This window comes from Kitasatospora sp. NPDC057015, assembly GCF_042673745.1.
Lineage (GTDB): Bacteria > Actinomycetota > Actinomycetes > Streptomycetales > Streptomycetaceae > Kitasatospora.
The window spans coordinates 17,271-39,916 of sequence record NZ_JBHUSG010000019.1 but is presented as its reverse complement, the minus strand read 5'-3'; the positions used below and the strand labels follow the sequence as shown (position 1 = coordinate 39,916).

The window sequence follows — 22,646 nt, the reverse complement described above, 5'->3', positions numbered from 1 at the left end:
CACCGCACCGCCGCGGCCCCCGACCGAATCGGTCCGGGGCCGCGGCGGCGGCGTGAGATCCTGGACTGGGGCCCTCTTGCCCGCAGTCGGGCAGAGCGAGGGCGCCATCTCTGCAGCCGAGCCGGAAGAACACAGTGACCGTCACCGACCACAGCCAGGAACTCATCAACGTCGCCGCCCAGGCGGCGGCCGACAAGCTGGCCCACAACATCATCGCGTTCGACGTCAGCGAGGTGCTGTCGATCACCGACGCCTTCCTGATCGCCTCCGCGAACAACGACCGCCAGGTGAAGTCGATCGCCGAGGAGATCGAGGACCAGCTGCGCGAGAAGCTGGACGTCAAGCCGGTGCGCCGCGAGGGTGAGCGCGAGGGTCGCTGGATCCTGCTCGACTACCTGGACATCGTGGTGCACGTCCAGCACTCCGAGGAGCGCTCCTTCTACTCCCTCGACCGGCTCTGGAAGGACTGCCCCGAGCTCGCGCTGCCCGAGGACGCGATCGCCTCGCGCAACCGCCCCGAGGGCGCCGAGACCGATGCGGCCGGCAACGTCACCGCCCCGCCGGCCGACGACTTCGGCGTCGGGATCTACGTCTCCGAGGACCACAGCTGAGCCGGGAGGCGCGGGGACCGCGCATCGTCTTCTGGCGGCACGGCCAGACCTCCTGGAACCTCGAATCGCGCTTCCAGGGCACCACCGACATCGAGCTGACCGGCCAGGGCGTCCAGCAGGCGCAGCGGGCGGCCCGGCTGCTCGCCGGGCTCCACCCGGACCTGCTGATCTCCTCCGACCTCAAGCGGGCCGTGCGGACCGCCGCCGAGCTGTCCCACGTCACCGGCCTGGACGTGCACCAGCACGAGGGCCTGCGCGAGACGTACGCGGGGGACTGGCAGGGGCTGACCAACGCGGAGATCCGGGCCCGGTTCCCGGAGCAGTACGAGGCGTGGGCGCAGGGCGAGCCGGTCCGGCGCGGCGGCGGCGAGCTGTCCACCGAGGTCGCGGACCGTTCCGTGCCGGCGGTGCTGGAGGCCGTCCAGAAGCTGCCGGAGAACGGCACCCTGGTCGTGGTCAGCCACGGCGGCACGATCCGCACCATGCTCGGCCGGCTGCTGGGCCTGGACCCGGCGCTCTGGGAGTGCTTCGGAGGCCTGTCCAACTGCTGCTGGTCCGTCCTGGGCCGGGGTGCGCGCGGCTGGCGCCTGCTGGAGCACAACGCGGGCACCCTGCCGCAGCCGGTGATCGGCGACGACACCTGAGGCCGGAGGGCTGCCGCGGGCGGGATTTCGCAGTTCCGGGCCTGACCAGCTAGAGTCTTCCTCGTTCGCAGGTGAGAAAGCGGCCCCGCAGGGGCAGCCGGAAAACCCACGAGTGCGGGGCTGTAGCTCAGTTGGTAGAGCGCTTGCATGGCATGCAAGAGGTCCGGGGTTCAATTCCCCGTAGCTCCACTCCGCACCACCGGTCCGCGAGGGCCGTTCGTGTCGCGGGGCTGTAGCTCAGTTGGTAGAGCGCTTGCATGGCATGCAAGAGGTCCGGGGTTCAATTCCCCGTAGCTCCACAACAGTTCCGAAGGCCGCCACCCACCGGGTGGCGGCCTTCGGTGCGTCCGGGCCCCGGTGCGTCGGGGTCTCGGGCACCTCCGGGCCGGCACGACACCCGGTTCCCGCGCCGGCGGCTCAGTGCGGGCAGGGGGCCGGCCGCTGCGGCGGGAGGGTCGCCATCCGCTCCACCCGCTCCCGGTCCTGCGGCCCCTGCGGGGTGTACACCACCATGTAGTGCTCGGGGACGGCCGGTAGCGTCAGGTAGGCCGCGGTGAAGCGCAGCTCCCCGACCACGGGGTGCCGGAACACCTTCAGCGCGCTCCTGGCCGGCGCCACCTCCTGCCGGGCCCACAGCTCGCGGAACTCCTCGCTCGCCAGCGTCAGTTCCCGGATGTAGCCCTCCCAGACCGGCTCGCCCACATGCTTGCCGTACGCGGCCCGCAGCACCCCGACCATCCGGGGCAGCTCCTCGTCGCGGTTCAGGAACGGATTGCAGCAGGCCGGCCCGGTGACGGTGCACCACAGGCTGTTGAACGTCCCGTGCGGTGCGGTCGGCCGGTCGGCCCCGAACAGCGACTCGTACGGCACGTTGTGCAGCAGCACGTCGTAGCGGCTGTTGCAGACCGCGGCCGGCAGCGGCGCCAGCGCGTCCAGGATGACCTGGGTGGACGCGTCCAGGTGGGAGTGCGCCACCGCGGTCCGTGCCTCCACCCGCACCCCGGCCAGCCGGAACAGGTGGTCCCGTTCGGTGGCGTCCAGGCGCAGCGAGCCGGCCACCGCGGCCAGCACCTGCTCGCTGGCGTTGATCGGGCGGCCCTGCTCCAGCCAGGTGTACCAGGTCACCCCCACCCCGGCGAGCTGCGCCACCTCCTCCCGGCGCAGCCCCGGGGTGCGGCGGCGCAGCCCGGGCGGCAGGCCCACCTCCTCCGGGGTGACGCGGGCCCGGCAGGCCTTGAGGAACCCGGCGAGCTCGGTCCGGCGGTGGTCCTGCGGCTTCGGCCCGGGCCCTGGCGGTGGGACGGGGCTCTCGTCGAGGGCTGTCATCCCGCCATGGTGCCGCACCCCGGCCCGCCGTCCCAGGTGCTGCCGGTACCAGGATCAGCAGGCTCTAACCACCGGTACCGGTATCCGGGCAGCCTGGGCCCATGACGGACCTTCAGACCCGACCCGCCGCCTCCGGCGGGCCCACCCGGCCCGCGCGGCCCGGGCTGCTCCTCGCCCTCGTGCTCGGCGGCCAGTTCATGGCCGTGCTCGACGTCTCCATCGTCAACGTGGCCGTGCCCACCATCCGCACCGACCTGCACGCCTCCGGCGCGGCCCTCCAACTGGTCATCGCGGGCTACACGATCGCGTACGCCGTGCTGCTGATCACCGGCGCCCGGCTGGGCGCCCGGTTCGGCTACGGGCGGCTGTTCCAACTGGGCCTCGCCGGGTTCACCGCGGCCTCGCTGGCCTGCGGGCTGGCGCCGGCCACCGGCTGGCTGATCGGGTTCCGGCTGCTCCAGGGGCTGGGCGCCGCACTGATGGTCCCCCAGGTGATGAGCCTGATCCAGCGCTCCTTCACCGGCCAGGCCCGGACCAGGGCCCTGGGGCTGTACTCGGCGGTGCTGGCCGGCGGGCTGGCGGTCGGCCAGGCCGTGGGCGGGCTGCTGGTCAGCGCCGACCTCTTCGGGACGGGCTGGCGCCCGGTGTTCCTCGTCAACGTGCCGCTGGGGCTGGCGCTGCTGGCGGCCGGCGCCCGGCTGCTGCCCCGGCTGCCCGGCGACCGCACCCGCGGCTTCGACCTGCCGGGCCTGGTGGTGCTGGCGCTGGCGCTCGGCATGCTGGTGGCGCCGCTGGTGCTGGGCCGCGAACTCGGCTGGCCGCTGTGGGGCCGGGCGATGCTGGCCGGCGGTGTGCTGATGCTGGCGGTGTTCTGGCGGGTCGAGCGGCGGATCGCGGCCCGCGGGGGAGAGCCGCTGATCTCCGGGCGGGTGCTGGGCGCGCCGGGGCTGCTGCCGGCCGCCGGGGCGATCTTCCTGATCATGGCCGCCTTCTCCGGCTTCATGTTCGCCTTCGCCCTGCACCAGCAGGCGGGCCTCGGCAGCACCGCGCTGCGGGCCGGGCTGCTCTCCGTCCCGGTCTCGGTCGGTTTCGGGCTCTCCAGCCTGCACTGGCAGCGGCTGCCGGGCCGGCTGCACCCGGTGCTGCCCGTCCTCGCCACCGCGGTGGTCGCGCCCGGGTACCTGCTGCTGGGCCTGCTGCTGCGCGGCGGCGGCGCCGTGGGTCTCTTCGACGTGACCGTGATGACCGGGCTCGGACTGGCGGCGGGCTGCGCGTACGCCCCGCTCTTCGCCCGGGCGCTCGGCCGGGTGGCGCCGCGGGACGCGGCCGATGCCAGCGGGGTGATGGTCACCGTCATCCAGCTCGGCCAGGTGATCGGGGTCGCCCTGCTGGGCACGGTCTTCCTCGGTGAGGCGGCCCTGCCCGCGCCGCCCCGGGCGACCGGGCACGCGCTGCTGGTCACCAGCGCGGTGATCGCGCTGGCGCTGGCCGGCGCGGGAGTGCTGGCCGCCCGGACCCGGCGGGTGTCCGGCACCGGGTGAACCGCGGGCCCGGCACCGACCCGGGTCGCCGCCGGGGCACATCGGGTGGCACGGAGCCGACCGGATCCGTGCCACCCGGCCCGGGGGTGCGGGAGGGGCGCCCGGATACGGATTCGTGGAGCACCCCCGTGACCGTGTAAAGTGGGCGATGTCGCCGAGGGGAACCACGGAAACGTGGCACCAGCGGTGACATCGCAGGTCAAGGGGCTGTAGCTCAGTTGGTAGAGCGCTTGCATGGCATGCAAGAGGTCCGGGGTTCAATTCCCCGTAGCTCCACAGCAGGACAAGGGCCGCCTTCCGTTCCGGGAGGCGGCCCTTGTCGTTCACGGCGGCGGGCGGCGATCCCCGGCCTACCGGGCGGCGCGCCCCGACCGCTACCGTCGAGCCCATGGCCGACCTGGCGCGCAAGCGGAACGAAGAGCTGGCCCGGATACTCCACCAGCTCGGCTGGAGCCCGGAACGCCTCTCCCGCGAGGTCAACCTGACCCTCCCCGCCGGCCTCGCGATCAGCTCCACCGCCCCCTACAAGTGGCGCGACCGGGGCATGGTGCCGCGCGCGCCGCACGACCAGACGGTGTGCGAGGTGCTCAGCCGCACGCTCGGCATCGCCGTCACCTACGAGCAGCTCTGGGGCCGGATGGGCGGCAACCGCGGCGCGAAGATCCTCTCCCCGGGCCTGCTCACCGACCCGTGGACCGCGGACACCGCGCAGACCGCACTCCGCGAGGCCGCCACCCCCGGCGGGCCGGTCCGCCTCACCGACCTCTTCCGCGGCGACGAACTGGAACAGGCCGCCCGGCACTGGGCCTCACCCGCGCCTCCCGTCACCGGCGGCGGCGGAGCCCTGCGGATCGCCCCCGAGCAGCTCGCCGACCTCGGACTCGGCCACACCGGCAAGCAGCGCCTGGAGCGGGCCTGCGGCGGCGGCCTGATCCTGGACCCGGCCCGGGCCGAACTGGCCATGGTCGGCAAGCTGCTGGAGCTCGGCTCGTACGGCGAGCGGCTCGGGCGCGAGCTCTACGCCGCCGCGGCCCGGCTCGCCCGGCTGGTCGGCTGGGCCGAGCACGACATGGGCAACGAGGCCGCCGCGCAGCGCGCCTTCGTGGCCGCGCTGCGGGCCGCCCACGTCTGCGGCGACCGGCGGCTCGGGGTGAGCGTCGTCGGCTGCCTGGTCGTGCAGGCCACCCACGGCCCGGGCGGTCGCGGGCTGGACGCGGTGGCGATGCTCACCGACGCCCTGCGGGTGGCGGACGGACTGCTGGCCCCGGCCGAACTCGCGCTGCAGCTGGGCCGGATCTCCCGCGCGCACGGCCGGCGGGGCGAGCGGGCCGAGGCGGAGGCGGCGGCCGGCCGGGCGCTCGGGGCACTGCAGGACCTGCCGGAGCACCGGCAGGAGCGGGCCGACGTGGCGGGCATGGTGGGGGAGGGGTACCTCTTCCTCGGCGAGCACGAGCGGGCCCGCGCCCTGCTGTCGGGCGCGGTGGCGGTGCTGGAGCCGGGCCGGGCCCGGGCGAGGGCCCTGCTGATGGTGCGGCTGGCCGACTCCTACCGGCGCACCGGCGAGACCGAGCAGGCCGCCCGGACGGCCGACCGGGCCAGGCTGCTGGCCGCGGGCATGCAGTCCGAGCGGGTCGCCCGCGCGCTGCGCGACTTCGACGCGGCGACCAGGGCCGGGCTCGCCTGAGCCGCCGGGCGCCGGTGCGCGGCTCCCGCCCGGGCGGGAGCGGTCGGGTGCGGCCCGGGCCGTGCCGGCGCTTCGCGCCCGTGGGCGCCTGCCCCTTGGCGGGCTTGCGGTACCCTGGGCCAATGCGAACCGCGTGCCTGCTCCTTAGCCGGCCGCGCTGACCAGGACCGGCTGCGCCTTCGGGCGGATGCCGGAGTCGGCGTGGCGTCCCCTCCTGTGAGGGGCCTTTTTGTTTTCCGGGCCCGTTCCGGAGGACGTACCCAGCTTTCCGCCACCGCCGACCGGCCGCTGGTTCGCGCACTGACACCGATGGAGCCCGAAGGACCATGAGCGAGACGACACCTGCCCCCGGCGCGGCCGAGGACGCAACCGAGGCCTTCCGCGCGGAGTCCGCCTTCAAGTACACCGCCGCGCTGGCGGCCGAGATCGAGTCCCGCTGGCAGGACGTCTGGGAGAAGGAGGGGACGTTCAACGCCCCCAACCCGACCGGCGCGCTGGCGGACCCGGCGGCCGGCGACGTCTCGGCGAAGCCGCACAGCTTCATCATGGACATGTTCCCGTACCCGTCGGGCGCGGGCCTGCACGTCGGCCACCCGCTGGGGTACATCGCGACCGACGTCTTCGCCCGCTACCAGCGGATGACCGGCCACAACGTGCTGCACACGCTGGGCTACGACGCGTTCGGCCTGCCCGCCGAGCAGCACGCGGTCGCCACCGGCCAGCACCCCCGGATCACCACCGAGGCGGCGATGGCCAACATGCGCCAGCAGCTGCGCCGGCTGGGCCTGGGCCACGACTCGCGCCGGTCGATCGCCACCATCGACCCCGAGTACTACCGCTGGACGCAGTGGATCTTCCTGCAGATCTTCAACTCCTGGTACGACGCCGAGGCCGGCACCGCCCGCCCGATCGCCGAGCTGGCCGCGCAGTTCGAGGACGGCTCCCGGCCGACCCCGGACGGCCGCGCCTGGGCCGCGCTGTCCGCCGCCGAGCGCGAGGACCTGCTGGGCGAGTACCGGCTGGCGTACTCCAAGGAGGTGCCGGTCAACTGGTGCCCCGGCCTGGGCACCGTGCTGGCCAACGAGGAGGTCACCGCGGACGGCCGCTCCGAGCGCGGCAACTTCCCGGTGTTCAAGTCCAACCTGCGCCAGTGGATGATGCGGATCACCGCCTACTCCGACCGCCTGATCGCCGACCTGGACCTGCTGGACTGGCCCGAGGCCATCAAGCTGCAGCAGCGCAACTGGATCGGCCGCTCCGAGGGCGCCCGGGTCGACTTCGCGGTGGACGGCGACCGGGCGATCACCGTCTTCACCACCCGCCCCGACACCCTGTTCGGCGCCACCTACATGGTGCTGGCGCCCGAGCACGCCCTGGTCGACTCGATCGTCCCGGCCGCCTGGCCGGCGGACGTCCCGGCCGAGTGGACGGGCGGCGCCGCCACCCCCGGCGAGGCCGTCACGGCCTACCGGGCCGCCGCCGCGGCCAAGTCGGACGTCGAGCGCCAGGTCGAGGCGAAGGTCAAGACCGGCGTCTTCACCGGCGCGTACGCGACCAACCCGGTCAGCGGCGAGCCCGTCCCGGTGTTCATCGCCGACTACGTGCTGATGGGCTACGGCACCGGCGCCATCATGGCCGTGCCCGCCCACGACCACCGCGACTTCGCCTTCGCCCGCGCCTTCGCGCTGCCGATGCGCTGCGTCGTCAAGCCCACCGACGGGCGCGACGAGGACCCGCACACCTGGGACGACGCGTTCGACACCTACGACTCCGTGATCGTCAACTCGGCCCACGCCGAGGGCACGGAGAACGGCATCTCGCTGGACGGCCTGAGCGTCGTCGACGCCAAGCAGCACGTCACCGGCTGGCTGACCGAGCACGGGATCGGCGAGGGCACCGTCAACTACCGCCTGCGGGACTGGCTGTTCAGCCGCCAGCGGTACTGGGGCGAGCCCTTCCCGATCGTCTACGACGAGGACGGCGTGATGCACGCGCTGCCCGACTCGATGCTGCCGGTCGAGGTCCCCGAGGTCGAGGACTACTCGCCGCACACCTACGACCCGTACGACTCCACCTCCTCGCCGAAGACCCCGCTGTCGCGCAACGAGGACTGGGTCACGGTCGAGCTGGACCTGGGCGACGGCGTCAGGACGTACCGCCGGGAGACCAACACCATGCCCAACTGGGCGGGTTCGTGCTGGTACGAGCTGCGCTACATCGACCCGGTCAACAGCGAGAAGGTCGTCGACCCGGCCAACGAGAAGTACTGGCTGGGCGCGACGCCCGAGAAGCCGGCCGGCGGCGCCGACCTGTACGTCGGCGGCGCCGAGCACGCCGTGCTGCACCTGCTGTACGCGCGCTTCTGGCACAAGGTGCTGCACGACCTGGGCCACGTCTCCTCGGTCGAGCCGTTCCACAAGCTGTTCAACCAGGGCATGATCACCGCGGACGTCTACCGCGACGAGCGGGGCTTCCCGGTGCCCGCCGCCGAGGTCGCGGAGGACGGGCACGGCGGCTACACCTGGAACGGCGAGGCGGTCAAGCGCGAGGCCGGCAAGATGGGCAAGTCCCTGAAGAACGCCGTCGCGCCCGACGAGATCGCCGACGAGTACGGCGCGGACACCCTGCGCCTGTACGAGATGTCGATGGGCCCGCTGGACGTCTCCCGCCCGTGGGACACCCGCGCCGTGATCGGCTCGTACCGGTTCCTGCAGCGGCTGTGGCGCAACATCGCCTCGGAGAGCACCGGTGAGCTGGTCGTCACCGACGAGCCGGCCGACGAGCCGACCCTGCGCGCCCTGCACAAGGCCATCGACGGCATCCGCGGCGACATGGCGGGCCTGCGCTTCAACACGGCGGTCGCCAAGGCCATCGAGCTGAACAACTTCCTGGTCAAGCGCGGTTCCACGCCGCGTGAGGTGGCCGAGCAGCTGGTGCTGCTGGTCGCCCCGCTGGCGCCGCACATCGCCGAGGAGCTGTGGCGCAAGCTGGGCCACACCGAGTCGCTGGCCTACGCCGACTACCCGGTCGCCGACCCGGCGTACGTGGTCGACGAGTCGGTCACCTGCGTCGTCCAGATCAAGGGCAAGGTGAAGGCCCGGCTGGAGGTCTCCCCGGCGATCTCCGACGCCGACCTGGAGGCGCTGGCCCTGGCCGACCCGGCCGTGGTCGCCGCCATCGGCGACGCCCCGGTGCGCAAGGTCATCGCCCGGGCGCCGAAGCTGGTGAACATCGTCACCGGCTGACGATTCGTCACTTCCGGGCGGCCCCGTCGGACTTCCGGCGGGGCCGCCCTCCTTCGTCCCCGGCCGCGGCCGCGGCGCGGTGTGTGCGGTGGGCGACGGCCCGGGGTGCCTGGTGCGCGGCGGCCGGGGGTCGGGGCGCCGGCGGGCCCGGTCGTCGGTCCGGGTCCGGCCGGCCCTGACCGGCCCCCTCCGGCCTGGGGGAGAACCCCGATCTGTCCCTGATCTCGCGGGCGCTGTCCGGTTTGCCCCGCCCCGGACGCGCGGACCCGGTTACCGTGGAAGCCTCGGTGACCGCTGCGGGCCGTGGCCCGGGGCGGGCGGTCCGGTGCGGCCGGGTCGGCGTGCTCGGTTTTCGGCGGAAGGTGGCTCGTGATGGACGCGGTCGGAGTGGTACTGGGCCTGGTGCTGTTGATCGGCGTCGGACTGCTGACCCTGGCCGTGGTCGGCACGGTCAAGGCGGCCAGGGCGGTGGCGACCAGGGTCGAACGGCACGAGGCCAACGCCAGGCGCGCCGTCGAGAACGTCGCGCTGAAGGCCAAGACGTACACCAAGCCGGGCGCGCAGGGGCGGATCTCCGCCACCCGGCTCGCCCTGCGGACCTCGCTGGACGGCACCCGCCAGGTCCTGGAGGCGGGCCTCGCGGAGGACGGTCAGCTGGTCGAGTCGCTGCAGCTGCTGGGCCGGCTGGACGCCCACGCGGCGGAACTGGACACGGAGTTGCGGATCCTGGAGCGCGAGCCGGACGCCGGTCGGATCGCCGCCAAGCTCCCCGAACTGCGGGAGCGGGCCGAGCGGATCACGCACTCCGCCGAGACCATGCGGTGGGCCGCACAGGACCGCATGCACCGCTTCGCGGACGACGAACTGACCAGGCTCGCCAAGGAGTGCGAGAGCGAGGCGGGCGCGCTCCGGCACTGGGACCCCGCGCGGGAGGCGGAGGCACCGGCGACCGGAACCACCGGCCCCTCGGCCACCGGTGCGGGCGCGGGGCCGGCGTCCGGCCCCGGGGCGCAGCCGCGCCGGGCCGGGCTGAGTGCCGCGGGCGCCGCGCCGAGCGCCGAGGAGATCCTCGGGCTGGGTGACCCGCTCTCCCGCATCGCGCAGCGCCTGCGCAAGCCGTCGACGGGCCCCTCGGCCGGCTGACGGGCCCGACGCCTGACGCCCTCCACCCCCGCCGCGGGGTGAGGCCGCCGGGTCGGCGCGGGGAGCGCCGGGGCGGCGGCGCGGCCGGGACGGCCCGGGTCGGGGCCTCCGGCGCTGTCCGCGGCCCGTCCTCCGGGGTGCAGCGCTGTCCTCCGGGGCCCAGCGCTGTCCACGGCGCTGTCCTCCGGGGCGCACGGGGAGTAACCTCCGGCTCATGCCCGCTGACCTCGCCATCGTCACCGACTCCACGGCCTACCTGCCGCAAGGCGCCGTCGACCGCCATGGGATCACGGTGGTGCCGCTGAGCGTCGCGGTCGGTGACGAGGTGCTCGACGAGGGTGTCGAGGTGTCACCCAAGGACGTCGCCGAGGCACTACGGGTCAAGCGTCGGGTGACCACCTCCCGGCCGAACCCGGAGACCTTCGCCGCGGCCTACCGGGCGGCGGCGGAGTCCGGCGCCACCGGCGCCGTCTCGCTGCACCTGTCGGCCGAACTGTCCGGCACCTGCGAGGCCGCCCGGCTCGCCGCCGCGCAGGCGCCGATCCCGGTCCGCGTGGTCGACAGCCGACTCGTCGGCATGGCCCTCGGCTACTGCGTGCTGACGGCGGCCCAGAGCGCCGAGTCCGGCATGAGCCTCGACGAGGTGGCCGCCGCCGCCACCCGTCGGGCCGGCCTGACCAGCGGGTTCTTCTACGTCGACACCCTCGAACACCTCCGCAGGGGCGGCCGGATCGGCGCCGCCCGGGCGTTGCTCGGCTCGGCGCTAGCGGTCAAGCCGCTGCTCCATCTCTCGGGCGGCCGGATCGAGCCGCTGGAGAAGGTCCGCACCGCGTCCCGGGCGATCGCCCGCCTGGAGGAGATCGCCGTCGAGCGGGCGGCCGACCGCGAGGTCGACATCACCGTCCACCACCTGGCGTCCGAGGAGCGGGCCGAACTCCTCGCCGAGCGCCTGCGCGAGCGTGTCCCCGGGCTGCGGGAGCTCTACGTGGGCGAGGTGGGCGCGGTGATCGGCGCGCACGTCGGTCCGGGGCTGCTCGCGGTCGTGCTCTCGCCCCGCTGAGTCCGATCGCGTGACACGGCGGACGGGAAACCACTCGTCCGGGCGACACCGGTTGTCCACAGGCCCGAGTTGTCCACAGGATCCGGACACCCTTCCCGCCGGGGCGGCTCCGGTGCGTACCGTCCCGGGCCATGAGAACTCCGATGCCGGGCGCGGCCAGGCGCCGCGAGACCACCGAGTCCGTCCGAGCCCGGATGGCGCAGCTCCTCGCCATGCGGCCGCCCGGGGAGCCGCTCCCCGCGGGCCGGGAGGGGGAGCGGTCACACGATCACTTTGCGGGTGAAGCGGCCGTGGGCGAATCCGATGCCGACGGGGCCGCCGATGCCGCCGATGCCGACGGGGCCGACGGGGCCGACGGGGGCGGGCTACCCGGGCCCGCCCCGGGCGCGGACTCCCGCGGCGGCGTCCTCGACCGGTACCGGGCCGGCGTTCTGGCGCGCGGGCCGGATCGGGATGCTGGTCCTGGTCCTGGTCCTGGTCCTGGTCCTGGTCCTGGCCACGGCCACGGCCACGGCCACGGCCCTGGCTCTGGTCCTGGTCCTGGTCCTGGTCCTGGTCCTGGTCCTGACCGTGGCCCGGATCCGGCCGCGGTCGCGGAGGCCGGTGGTGCGCCGCCCCTTGCCGCGGCGGGACCCGGGCCCGAGCCGGACCGGCACGAGCCTCCGCCGGTGCTCCCGATTCCGCCGGTCTCCCCGATTCCGCAGGTCCTCCCCGTACCGCCGCTCTCGCCGGCTCCCCGGTGGCCGCTTCGCCTGACAGCCAGCCCGGGATTCGGGTTCGACCGGCGGGCGGTGCTGGGGCTGGCCGTCCTGCTGGCACTGGCGGTCGCGTACGCGGTGCAGCACTTCTGGCTCGGCCGACCCGAGGCCGTCGAGGTACCGGTGGCGGCTGCGCCCACGATCAGGGCCGGTCCCGAGGCGCCCGGCGGGCCGGTCGCTCCCGGCGGACCTGCCGGCTCCGCGGACAACGCAGCAGGCGCGCCGTCCGGGGGAGGGAGCGTGGTCGTGGACATCGCGGGGAGGGTCCGGAGCCCCGGACTGCGGACCTTGCCGGGCGGGGCCCGGGTGGCCGACGCGCTCAGTGCGGCCGGTGGCGCCCTGCCGGACACCGACACCAGCGCGTTGAACCTGGCGCGGGTGCTGACGGACGGTGAGCAGATCCTGGTCGGCGGTCCTCCCGCGCAGTCGGCCACCGGGCCCGGGCCGAGGAGTCCGGTCAACCTCAACCGCGCCACGGCCGAGCAACTCGACGCCCTGCCGGGCGTCGGGCCCACCCTCGCCCAGCGCATCATCGCCTACCGGGAGGCCCACGGGACGTTCCGTTCGCTGGACCAGCTCCGGCAGGTGAGCGGTGTCGGTGACCGGACGTACGCCGAACTGAAACCGCTGCTCACCCTCTGACCCGCTGCTCACCCTCTGACCCGCGCCGGACTTCGGCCGGCCGCGCCCCTGGGCCGGACCAGTTCGGGCCCCGGGTCGGGCCGGTTCGAGCCCCCGTCCCGTCCCAATCCGTCCCGGTGCCGAGGAGGTGACCCATCGCCCGACCTATTACTGCTCCCACGTCCCCTCCGGCCCGGGCGGCCGCCGCCCCCGGCGAGCCCACGGAGCAGCCGGCAGGCGCGCGAGCCGTCCCGCCCCCGGCGGCGGATCTCCGGTTGCTGCTCCCGGCGGTCTCGGCCTGGGGCGCCGCCGCCACCGTGCTCCGGCTGGGCCCCGACCAGCGCGCGGCGGGCGTTGCCGTCGCCTGCGTGGCCGTGGTCGTGGCGGCGGTCCTCCTGCTCGGCCGCCGGGGAGCCCGCGGGCGCACCACGCTCACCCTGGCGGTCGTTCTCCTCACCGCCGCCACCGCGACTGCCGTCACCCTCCTGCACACCGCCGACCTCCACCGGGGCCCGCTGCCGGCACTCGCCCGCCCGCCGGCCCCGGCGGCCTCGCCCACCTCGGCTCCGAATCCCTCCGCGCCGCCCTCCTCCGTGCCGCCCTCCTCGGCCCCTCCCTCCTCAGCCCCACCACCGAACCCGCGCCCGGTCGGGCCGTCCGAGCTGCGGGTCGAGCTCACGATCACCGGTGACCCGAAGGCCCGCACCGCACGCTCCCGGGGGACGGCCCCGGGCCAGTCCCTGGTCACCGTCGAGGCCGTCGCCGACCGGGTGGCCGTGCCGAACCCGGTAGGGGAGGCCACCACCACCCGGACCAGGACCCCGGTCCTGGTCATGGTGCGTGCCCAGGACGCCGTCCCCTGGCAGACCCTGCTGCCCTCCACCCGGCTGGCCGCCGACGTCCGGGTCCTCCCGGCGGGCGAGGGGTACCGCGATGTCGCGGTGGTGCTGTTGGCCCACGGGCCGCCACGGCTGCTGGCGGGCCCGAGCCTCCCGCAGCGCATCGCCGGCCGACTGCGCGCGGGCCTGCGGGCGGCCTGCGATGGCCTCCCCGCCGACGCCCGCGGGCTGCTCCCGGGGCTGACCGTGGGGGACACCTCCCGCCTCCCGGAGGACCTCCAGGAGGCCTTCCGAGCCACCGATCTGGCGCACCTCATGGCGGTCAGCGGGGCCAACCTGGGCATTCTGCTGGCGGTGCTGCTTGGTACGTCCGGTCGTCGTACGGGCACCCCGGAACGCCGAGGCCTGGCGGCGCTGCTCGGACTCTCCCTGCGCAAGACCGCCCTGCTGGGCACCGCCGTGACGATCGCCTTCGTCACCGTCTGCCGTCCCGATCCCAGCGTGCTGCGGGCGGCCGCCACCGGCCTGATCGGACTGCTGGCGCTGGTCGCGGGACGCCCCCGGCACGCCGTCCCCGCGCTCTCCGGCGCGGTGCTCGTTCTCGTGCTCCTCGACCCCGCCCTGGCCGGCTCCTACGGCTTCGTCCTCTCGGTGCTCGCGACCACCGGGCTCGTGGTCCTGGGCCCGCGCTGGGCGGCGGCCCTGCGTGCCAGGGGCTGGCCCGGTCCGCTCGCGACCGCGGTCGCCGCCGCCGCCGCGGCGCAGGCCCTCTGCGCCCCCGTCACCGTGCTGCTGGCCCCGCGCGTCAGCCTGGTCGGTGTGCCGTGCAACCTGCTCGCCGAGATCGCCGTCGCACCGGCCACCCTGCTCGGCTTCGCGGTGCTGGCGCTCGAACCGCTCTCGTCGCCGGCGGCCCGGTTCCTCGCCCGCCTGGCCGAGGTCCCGGCGGACTGGCTGGCCGCGGTCGCCCGGCACGGCGCGGCCCTGCCCGGGGCCCAGCTGTCCTGGCCCGGCGGCCTGTTCGGCACCGGGACGCTGGTCGTGGCCACCCTGGCGCTGTGCTGGGCGGCGCCCCTGCTGCTCGGGCCGCCGCCCGCCGGCCCGGACGGCGTCGTCCGGCCGGGCCACCTCCGCGCCCGCCGGATCCGGACACTGTCCGCCGGCGTCCTCGCACTCGCCCTGCTGCTCGTCCTGCTGCGTCCGCCTGCCCTCACCAGGATCGCCACCGGCTGGCCGCCGGACGGCTGGCGGCTCGCCATGTGCGACATCGGTCAGGGGGACATGCTCGTGCTGCCGGTCCTCCCGGACGGCCCCGCGGGCGCGGTGCCCGACAGCGCCGTGGTCGTCGACGCCGGGCCGGATCCGCACGCCGCCGACTCCTGCCTGCGCAGCCTCGGCATCACCCGCGTCGCCCTGCTGCTCCTGACGCACTTCCACGCCGACCACGTCGAGGGCGTGCCCGGCGTGCTGCGAGGGCGGGAGGTCGGCGCCATCGAGACCACGACCCTGGACGAGCCCGCGGCCGAGGCGGCCAGAGTGCGGGGCTGGGCGGCGAGCGCCGGTGTGCCGGTGCTGCGGGCCGGTCGGGGTGAGCACCGCACGGCCGGGCGGGGGCTCTCCTGGGACGTCCTCTGGCCGGACGCCCCGACGGATCCGGACGCGTCGGGAGCGGTGGCGCCCGGGGCCAACAACGCCAGTGTCGCGCTGCTGGTCACCCTCGGCGTCGGCAGCGAGCCCGGCGGTGCCCTACGCGTCGCCCTCCTCGGTGACCTGGAACCCCCGGCCCAGGGCGCGCTGCTCGCCCGCCTCGCCCCCGGGCGGGTGGACGTCCTCAAGGTGGCCCACCACGGCTCCGCCCAGCAGGACTGGCAGCTCACCGCGGCGCTGCACCCCCGGCTCGCGCTGATCTCCTGCGGCCGGGACAACCCGTACGGTCACCCTTCAGCCCGGACGGTCGACCACCTCCGCGGCCTCGGTGCGGCGGTGCTGCGCACCGACCTGTCCGGAGACATCGCCGTTCTCGGCGAGAGTGCCGCCACGCTCGGCGCTGCCACCCATCCGCACGACCGGGAGGCCGGTGCCCCCTGACGACCGCCCCTTGACGACCGCCCGGCTCCGTCCCCGCCCGGTTCGGCCCCCGCCCGTCGGCCGTCGTCAGCCCTCCTCGCGCCAGCCCTCGTACTCGCCGGCGAGGGCGTCGAGTTCGGCCAGCAGGTCCGTGGTCCAGCCGCTGTCCGGCGGTTCGACGACGACCAGCCACTGGGCGTCCTCGGCGTCGTCCTCACCGGCCAGGGCGTCCCGGACGACGGACAGGTCGTTCAGGGACGGCCGGCGGGCGGAGAGTTCCTCGGCCGCCTCGTCGGCGGCGTCACGGTCGGGCAGGACGAGCAGCTGGCGCGCCTGGAGGTCGATGTCGTTCTCGTTCACGTCCCCATTCTCCCGATCCCACCACCCGCCCCCGCACCCCGCCCTGGTCCGGCCGCCCACACGGCAACCGTTCCGTCCCACGGCGTCCGCAGGAGGTCCCCGCCGCCCCTGCCGTTCCCGCCGCCCCTGCCGTTCCCGCCGTCCGCCGGGATTGTCCGGGCCCCGTGGGATGCTGGTACGCGATGGCCAGGAAGAGTGCACCCGACGACCTGCTCGCCCCGCTGACCCTCGTGGTCGGTCAGGAGGAGCTGCTGATGGACCGCGCGGTCGCCCAGGTGGTGGCGGCGGCCAGGGCGGCCGACCCCGACACCGACGTACGCGACCTGGCACCGGGCGGCCTCCAGCCGGGCGGTCTCGCCGAGCTCACCACGCCCTCGCTGTTCGCCGAACGCAAGGTCATCGTGGTCCGGGCCGCCCAGGACCTGTCCGCCGACTCCGTGAAGGAGGTCAAGGCGTACATCGAGAACCCTGCCGAAGAAGTGATCATCGTCCTGCTCCACGCCGGCGGCGTGAAGGGCAAGGGCCTGCTGGACGCCGGGCGCAAGGCGGGCGGGCGCGAGGTCGCATGCCCGAAGCTGACCAAGGCGGGGGACCGGCTCGCCTTCGTCCGCGGTGAGTTCCGCACCCTGGGCCGGTCGGCCAGCCAGGAGGCCTGTCAGGCCCTGCTCGACGCGCTCGGCGGCGACCTGCGCGAACTGGCCGCGGCCTGCAGCCAGCTGACCGCCGACGTCGAGGGCACCATCGACGAGACGGTGGTGGCCCGCTACTACAGCGGCCGGGCCGAGGCCACCGGCTTCGAGGTGGCCGACTTCGCGGTCACCGGGCGGGCCGCCGAGGCTCTGGAGCGGCTGCGCTGGGCGCTGGCCGTCGGCCAGCCGCCCACCGGTATCACCTATGCGCTGGCCTCGGGCGTGCGCAGCATCGGCCGGCTCGCCACCACCGGCCGCAACATGCGTCCGGCCGACCTGGCGCGCGAGCTGGGCATGCCGCCCTGGAAGGTCGACCGGGTCCGCCAGCAGATGCGGGGCTGGACGGGGGACGCCGTCGCCACCGCCCTCACCGCGATCGCCCAGGCCGACGCGGCGGTCAAGGGCGGCTCGGACGACCCCGCCTACGCACTCGAACGTGCCGTGGTGGCCGTCGCCAAGGCGGCCCGCTCGGGCGCCCGCGCCTACTGACCACGCCGGCCGCCCACCCCTCGGCCGCGCACTTCCCGGCCGGTCACCGCCCGGCCGGTCACCGCCCGGGCGGTCACCGGCCGCCGACGGCCTTCAGCAGGTCCCGGCTGTCGGACAGCAGGGCCTGGCGGATCGTCTCCTGCTCCGGCACGGTGCTCTTGCCGTCCTGGTAACTGCCCGACCAGGACAGGTAGTACGTCATACCGCCTTCGCGGACCAGCAGTTCGTGCGTGACGCTGTGCCAGGCCTTGTCCGACTCGCTGGCCTCGTCGCGGTAGGCGGTGTAGGCCGCGTCGCCCAGGCCGGGCACGTCGGTGATCCGGTATCCCGCCTGCTTGCGGCCGGTCCGCTCGGCGTCGAACTCGGCGCTCACGTTGACGGCCTTGTGCAGGCCGAGCTGCGCGTACAGCGAGGCGTACTCGGTGTCGCCCTCGCTGCCGCCGACCGAGCCGTTCTGGAGCGAGAGCGCGCAGGTCATCGAGTCGAGGGCCGGGTCCCGGTCGGTGCGGTGGCGCGGGGTGTCGTCGGGCTTGCGGTAGATCTGGCCGAACTTGGCCAACTTGGCCTTGGCACACAGGTCGTCCACCGCGTGGTAGCCGTGCAGGCCCAGGGGCGCGCCCTTGCCCGCGACGATGCCCGGTACGGTCAGCACCACGGCCGTCCACACGACCGAGACCACCGCGGCGCCGACGAACGCCCAGCCCGCGTTCCGTCGCAGCCGCCGGCTGCCGCTGTCCGCCGCCGACCGGGCGGGGTACGACGACTGTGGCCCCTGTGGCCCCTGTTGTGCCTGGGACGGTAGCCCGGAGTGCACCGGCGGCCCGGGCGGGCGACCGTAGTCGTATGCTGCCGCCGGCTGCGCCGGGAAGCCCCCGTAACCCGGACCGGCCTGCGGTGGCAATGTCATGGAGTCCCCCTGGTGTGTGCGGCGTCGTGGACGGATCGGTGCAGCCGGTGCGACGACGATAGTGGCACCGCCCGCCCACCCCGGAGGGAGGTGCGCCGGGTCCTCGGTCGGCTCCCGCACGCCTGTGGGGCCCGCCGTGACGCCGGAGCGTCACCGCAGGCCCCACGAGGACGGCCGACGGCCCGGCACGGCCGGACCCGATCCCCTGCCCGACCTCCGGCCCGACCCCGCGTGTCAGATCCGGGTGTCAGATCCGGGTGTCAGACCCCGAGCGCGGCCGAGGCCAGTGCGGTGCCCTCCACCCGTGCCGCGATCTTCGCGAAGGCGGTCTCCCGGGAGGTCGAGGTGTCGTCGGCGAACGGTGCGAAGCCGCAGTCGTCGCAGGTGCCGAGCCGAGCCGGGTCGATGTACTCGGCTGCCAGCAGGACCCGGTCCCGGACCTGCTCGGGGGTCTCGACGACGGGATCGATCGGGTCGGTCACACCGACGAAGACCTGCTGGTCCTCGTCCGCGTGCTTGGCCACCAGGTCGAGGACGCGCCGCGGGTCGGCCTCGCCCGCGAGCTCCAGGTAGAACGCGCCCGCCCGGAGCGCGAAGAGCCGGGGCAGCAGCAGCGCGTAGTCCACGTCCGCGCTGTGCGTGGAGTCCTGGTCGCCGCCGGGGCAGGTGTGCACGCCGATCCGGACCCGGTCCTCGTCGGAGAACCGCGCCAGCACGCTGTTGTTGAGCGCGACGAAGGAGTCGAGCAGTCCGCCCGAGGGGTCGAGCTTGAGCGCGAGACGCCCCTCGGTGAAGTCCAGCTGGACGCGCTGGGCGCCTGCCCGCAGGCAGCGGCGGATGTCCTGCTCCGCCTGGTCCTGGAGGTCGGCGAGGAACTGCTCCCGCGGGTAGCCGGCGATGCCCTCCGGCGGGTAGATCAGGCTGAGCGCCGAGGGCGCGATGACGGCCTGCTTCACCGGCACCGTCGCGTACTGCTGCGCGGCCTGGAGGTAGGAGTCGGCGTACGTCCCGTAGCGGAACGGCCCGGCGGTGAGCAGCGGCAGACGGCGGGTGTGCCCGTCCTCGAACGGAATGGTCACGCCGTCGGGGGTGAGGCTCGTCAGCCCCTCCAGCGGGTAGGTGGCGAAGCTGGACTTGGCCTGCTCGCCGTCGGTCACGACGGGCGAGCCGAGGGCTTCGAGGCGCGCGATGGTGTCCCGTACGGCCTCCTGCTGCTGCCGGGCCAGCGCGGCGTCGTCGATCTGTCCGGCGGCGTGCTCCCGGAGGGCCGCGAGCAGCTCCGGCGAGCGGGGAAGACTTCCGATGGGTTCCGTGGGAAGCGTCATGGACGGCACACTAGCGACACCCAGTGCACCTGGTCCATCACCAAGCGTGTTCAAGGGGTTTGATGCGTTGACGAGTTGACGCGTCGATCCTGGATCGGCGGGCCGCGCCCGGGAACGCGAACTGCCCGCCCGGAGTGATCCGGACGGGCAGCGGGCGAACGGCCTGTGATCAGACGCATTCGCGGTGGTTCTGTGCACCGCACCCGCGTGGCGAACGCAGGCCGCGTGCGGTACGAGTCTGTGCGCCTCAGGGTCCCGGGTAGAGGGCCGGTTCGACCTGAGGGGGCGGGGCCGGACGGCCCCGAGGGCGTCAGGCCTGGACGGTCGCGTTGACGCGCTTGGTGATGGCCGACTTCTTGTTGGCGGCCTGGTTGGCGTGGATGACGCCCTTGCTGACGGCCTTGTCGAGGGCCTTGGAGGCCTCGCGGGCCAGCACGGTGGCCTTCTCGGTCTCGCCGGCGGCAGCGGCCTCGCGGGCCTTGCGCAGGGCGGTCTTGAGCGAGGACTTGACGGCCTTGTTGCGCAGGCGCGCCTTCTCGTTGGTCTTGTTGCGCTTGATCTGGGACTTGATGTTCGCCACGAAGGAGCCTCAGTCTTGTTCGTAATGGTTCTGGAGGTACCTCCCGGCCGGAACCGGGGGAGGCAGCACCATGCGGTCCGGTCTGCTGAGAGGGCATGCCAGGGCCAGGTGCAGCGGCCAACGCTACCAGGGGCGGGCGGCTCGCCCCAAACCGACGGCGCCGCGCCGCCACCGCGCCGAGCCACCGCGCCGGCCCCGCCCGCAGGCAGGCGGCACGGGCCCGCCTACGCCCGCAGGCGGGCAGCACGGGCCCGCCTACGCCCGCAGCACGGGTTCCCCGAAGTGTTCGACCTCGGGGAACGGCGAGTAGAAGGGGTGCAGGAGCGTCCGCCAGCGCTCGTACTCGGCGGAGCGGCGGAAGCCCTCGGTGTGGTCGGCCAGCGTCTCCCACTCCACCTGGAGGAGGAAGCGGGAGCCGCGCCCCTCGTCCAGGCAGCGGCGCAGTTCCAGCGAGCGGAAGCCCGGCTGTACCGCGATCAGCGGCCTGGCCTCCGTGAACGCGGCGAGGAAGTCGTCCTCGTGGCCCGGCCGGACGTCGAGCAGCACGCTTTCCAAGATCATGCGCGGCAGTCTAGGCGGGTCCGTGCACCGGTGGCCCCGGCTGGACGGTGAGCCGATGCCCGCTCGTGGGAAGATGGTCGGAGCCATATCGATCGGACGAGACCGTCCGGTCCCCGGGAAGCGGCTCCTCAGCCCGACGTGAACGCGGCGTCGAGGGGGGCGAGCGCCCGGCCCCCGGACCAACGGAGAATCGGACCAAGGTGCCCGCGACCCCCAGCAATGTGCCACAGCCCAGCCGTACCGACCCGGCGCTGATCCGCAACTTCTGCATCATCGCCCACATCGACCACGGCAAGTCGACCCTCGCCGACCGGATGCTGCAGATCACCGGCGTCGTCGACCCCCGGCAGATGCGTGCCCAGTACCTCGACCGCATGGACATCGAGCGCGAGCGCGGTATCACCATCAAGTCGCAGGCGGTCCGCCTCCCGTGGGCGCCGACGGTCGGCGAGGGCGTGGGCAAGACCCACATCCTCAACATGATCGACACCCCGGGCCACGTGGACTTCACCTACGAGGTGTCCCGTTCGCTCGCCGCCTGCGAGGGCACCATCCTCGTGGTCGACGCCGCCCAGGGCATCGAGGCGCAGACCCTCGCCAACCTGTACCTGGCGCTGGAGAACAACCTCACCATCGTCCCGGTGCTGAACAAGATCGACCTGCCGGCGGCCCAGCCGGAGAAGTACGCCGCCGAGATCGCGCACATCATCGGCTGCGACCCGGAGGACGTCCTCAAGGTCAGCGCCAAGAGCGGTCTCGGTGTGCCGGAGCTGCTCGACCACCTGGTGGAGAAGATCCCGGCGCCGGTCGGCGTCAAGGACGCCCCGGCCCGCGCGATGATCTTCGACTCGGTCTACGACACCTACCGCGGCGTGGTGACCTACGTCCGGGTGGTCGACGGCGAGCTCACCAAGCGCGAGCGGATCGCGATGATGTCCACCGGCGCGACCCACGAGCTGCTGGAGATCGGCGTCATCTCGCCGGAGCCCAAGGTCGCGGACGGCCTCGCCGTCGGCGAGGTGGGCTACATCATCACCGGTGTGAAGGACGTCCGGCAGTCCAAGGTCGGTGACACCATCACCTCGATGCACAAGGGTGCGACCGAGGCGCTGGGCGGCTACAAGGAGCCGCGCCCGATGGTGTTCTCCGGCCTCTACCCGCTGGACGGCAGCGACTACCCGCTGCTGCGCGACGCCCTCGACAAGCTCCAGCTCAACGACGCCGCCCTGGTGTACGAGCCGGAGACCTCGGTCGCGCTGGGCTTCGGCTTCCGCTGCGGCTTCCTGGGCCTGCTGCACCTGGAGATCGTCCGGGAGCGGCTGGAGCGCGAGTTCAACCTCGACCTGATCTCCACCGCCCCCAACGTCGTCTACCGGGTGGTGATGGAGGACGGCACCGAGCACACCGTCACCAACCCGAGCGAGTTCCCGACCGGCAAGATCGCCGAGGTGAACGAGCCGGTGGTCCGCGGGTCCATCCTGGTGCCGAACGAGTTCGTCGGTGCCGTCATGGAGCTCTGCCAGAGCCGCCGCGGCAACATGCAGGGCATGGACTACCTGTCCGAGGACCGGGTGGAGCTGCGCTACACCCTGCCGCTGGCCGAGATCGTCTTCGACTTCTTCGACATCCTGAAGTCCAAGACCCGCGGTTACGGCTCGTTCGACTACGAGCCGATCGGCGAGCAGACGGCCGACCTGGTCAAGGTCGACATCCTGCTGCACGGCGACGCGGTGGACGCGTTCTCCGCGATCGTGCACAAGGACAAGGCCTACAACTACGGCATCATGATGGCCGGCAAGCTGCAGAAGCTCATCCCGCGCCAGCAGTTCGAGGTGCCGATCCAGGCCGCCATCGGCTCGCGGGTGATCGCCCGTGAGACCGTCCGCGCGATCCGCAAGGACGTCCTCGCCAAGTGCTACGGCGGTGACATCTCGCGTAAGCGCAAGCTGCTGGAGAAGCAGAAGGAGGGCAAGAAGCGGATGAAGATGGTCGGCCGCGTGGAGGTCCCGCAGGAGGCCTTCATCGCCGCGCTGTCCACCGACGCGGATGCCCCGAAGGGCGAGAAGAAGTAGCACCGCTCGACGAAGGGGGCCCGGGACGACTGTCCCGGGCCCCCTTCGGCCTTCCCACGACCGGCCTTCGCACGACCGGCCTTCGCACGACCGGCCTTCCGACGACCGGCCTTCCCGCCGCGCC

17 protein-coding genes and 3 tRNA genes are annotated in these 22,646 nt (G+C 74.0%); 14 read left to right on the top strand and 6 right to left on the bottom strand.

The genetic code is table 11. The features are described from left to right. Window positions 1-134 precede the first annotated feature (134 nt). The 4 genes from rsfS (at window position 135) to ACFTWP_RS19475 (ending at window position 1,554) form a co-directional block, all read left to right on the top strand. The gene (gene rsfS / locus ACFTWP_RS19490) at window positions 135-611 is read left to right on the top strand and encodes a ribosome silencing factor (protein ID WP_380265837.1); all 477 of its coding nucleotides are present in this window, start codon (window positions 135-137) and stop codon (window positions 609-611) included. Beyond that, the gene (locus ACFTWP_RS19485; protein WP_380265918.1) at window positions 608-1,255 is read left to right on the top strand and encodes a histidine phosphatase family protein; all 648 of its coding nucleotides are present in this window, start codon (window positions 608-610) and stop codon (window positions 1,253-1,255) included. The genes rsfS and ACFTWP_RS19485 overlap by 4 nt, the downstream gene beginning before the upstream one ends. Window positions 1,256-1,371: 116 nt before the next feature. Then, window positions 1,372-1,444 (top strand) — tRNA-Ala (locus tag ACFTWP_RS19480). 37 nt (window positions 1,445-1,481) lie between these two features. Beyond that, window positions 1,482-1,554, top strand: a tRNA-Ala gene (locus ACFTWP_RS19475). A 118-nt stretch (window positions 1,555-1,672) separates the two neighbouring features. Here ACFTWP_RS19475 and ACFTWP_RS19470 read toward each other — a convergent pair. Further along, the gene (locus ACFTWP_RS19470; protein WP_380265836.1) at window positions 1,673-2,581 is read right to left on the bottom strand and encodes a helix-turn-helix transcriptional regulator; all 909 of its coding nucleotides are present in this window, start codon (window positions 2,579-2,581) and stop codon (window positions 1,673-1,675) included. 101 nt (window positions 2,582-2,682) lie between these two features. On the opposite strand from ACFTWP_RS19470, the gene ACFTWP_RS19465 reads away from it, so the two are divergent. From ACFTWP_RS19465 to ACFTWP_RS19430, 8 genes are all read left to right on the top strand, one after another. Continuing rightward, complete coding sequence (locus ACFTWP_RS19465) at window positions 2,683-4,122, top strand: MFS transporter (protein ID WP_380265835.1); 1,440 nt, start codon at window positions 2,683-2,685, stop codon at window positions 4,120-4,122. 203 nt (window positions 4,123-4,325) lie between these two features. Next, window positions 4,326-4,398: transfer RNA gene (locus tag ACFTWP_RS19460), tRNA-Ala, on the top strand. Between the two features lie 112 nt (window positions 4,399-4,510). Then, window positions 4,511-5,806, top strand: coding sequence for a hypothetical protein (locus ACFTWP_RS19455; protein ID WP_380265834.1), 1,296 nt, complete (start codon window positions 4,511-4,513; stop codon window positions 5,804-5,806). A 326-nt stretch (window positions 5,807-6,132) separates the two neighbouring features. Then, window positions 6,133-9,051, top strand: a complete 2,919-nt coding sequence (leuS, locus tag ACFTWP_RS19450) for a leucine--tRNA ligase (RefSeq protein WP_380265833.1) — start codon at window positions 6,133-6,135, stop codon at window positions 9,049-9,051. A gap of 372 nt (window positions 9,052-9,423) precedes the next feature. Next, window positions 9,424-10,194 carry a hypothetical protein gene (locus ACFTWP_RS19445; protein ID WP_380265832.1) on the top strand — a complete coding sequence of 257 codons (771 nt, stop codon included), beginning with the start codon at window positions 9,424-9,426 and terminating at the stop codon, window positions 10,192-10,194. 214 nt (window positions 10,195-10,408) lie between these two features. Beyond that, complete coding sequence (locus ACFTWP_RS19440) at window positions 10,409-11,254, top strand: DegV family protein (RefSeq protein WP_380265831.1); 846 nt, start codon at window positions 10,409-10,411, stop codon at window positions 11,252-11,254. A 668-nt stretch (window positions 11,255-11,922) separates the two neighbouring features. Continuing rightward, window positions 11,923-12,654, top strand: coding sequence for a helix-hairpin-helix domain-containing protein (locus tag ACFTWP_RS19435; protein WP_380265830.1), 732 nt, complete (start codon window positions 11,923-11,925; stop codon window positions 12,652-12,654). Between the two features lie 254 nt (window positions 12,655-12,908). Then, entirely contained in the window at window positions 12,909-15,560 is a 2,652-nt protein-coding gene (locus tag ACFTWP_RS19430; RefSeq protein WP_380265829.1) for a ComEC/Rec2 family competence protein, read from the top strand. A gap of 66 nt (window positions 15,561-15,626) precedes the next feature. Here the strand turns inward: ACFTWP_RS19430 and ACFTWP_RS19425 are convergent, their stop codons facing one another. After that, window positions 15,627-15,863 (bottom strand): hypothetical protein, encoded by a 237-nt coding sequence (locus tag ACFTWP_RS19425; RefSeq protein WP_380265917.1) that lies wholly within the window; start codon window positions 15,861-15,863, stop codon window positions 15,627-15,629. 218 nt (window positions 15,864-16,081) lie between these two features. Between ACFTWP_RS19425 and holA the strand changes: the two genes are divergently transcribed. Further along, window positions 16,082-17,077: a DNA polymerase III subunit delta gene (holA, locus tag ACFTWP_RS19420; protein ID WP_380265828.1), complete on the top strand. Its 996-nt coding sequence runs from the start codon at window positions 16,082-16,084 to the stop codon at window positions 17,075-17,077. Between the two features lie 73 nt (window positions 17,078-17,150). On the opposite strand, the gene ACFTWP_RS19415 is transcribed toward holA, so the two are convergent. The 4 genes from ACFTWP_RS19415 to ACFTWP_RS19400 all read right to left on the bottom strand — a co-directional run bounded on the left by ACFTWP_RS19415 (window position 17,151) and on the right by ACFTWP_RS19400 (window position 20,450). Continuing rightward, the gene (locus ACFTWP_RS19415; RefSeq protein WP_380265827.1) at window positions 17,151-17,756 is read right to left on the bottom strand and encodes a hypothetical protein; all 606 of its coding nucleotides are present in this window, start codon (window positions 17,754-17,756) and stop codon (window positions 17,151-17,153) included. A 488-nt stretch (window positions 17,757-18,244) separates the two neighbouring features. Beyond that, window positions 18,245-19,309 carry a cobalamin-independent methionine synthase II family protein gene (locus ACFTWP_RS19410; protein WP_380265826.1) on the bottom strand — a complete coding sequence of 355 codons (1,065 nt, stop codon included), beginning with the start codon at window positions 19,307-19,309 and terminating at the stop codon, window positions 18,245-18,247. A 310-nt stretch (window positions 19,310-19,619) separates the two neighbouring features. Beyond that, on the bottom strand, window positions 19,620-19,889 hold the full coding sequence (rpsT, locus tag ACFTWP_RS19405; protein ID WP_073927651.1) for a 30S ribosomal protein S20: 270 nt from the start codon (window positions 19,887-19,889) through the stop codon (window positions 19,620-19,622). A gap of 255 nt (window positions 19,890-20,144) precedes the next feature. Continuing rightward, window positions 20,145-20,450 carry an antibiotic biosynthesis monooxygenase family protein gene (locus ACFTWP_RS19400; protein ID WP_380265825.1) on the bottom strand — a complete coding sequence of 102 codons (306 nt, stop codon included), beginning with the start codon at window positions 20,448-20,450 and terminating at the stop codon, window positions 20,145-20,147. A gap of 200 nt (window positions 20,451-20,650) precedes the next feature. On the opposite strand from ACFTWP_RS19400, the gene lepA reads away from it, so the two are divergent. Then, the gene (lepA, locus tag ACFTWP_RS19395; RefSeq protein ID WP_380265824.1) at window positions 20,651-22,522 is read left to right on the top strand and encodes a translation elongation factor 4; all 1,872 of its coding nucleotides are present in this window, start codon (window positions 20,651-20,653) and stop codon (window positions 22,520-22,522) included. Window positions 22,523-22,646: the final 124 nt, after the last annotated feature.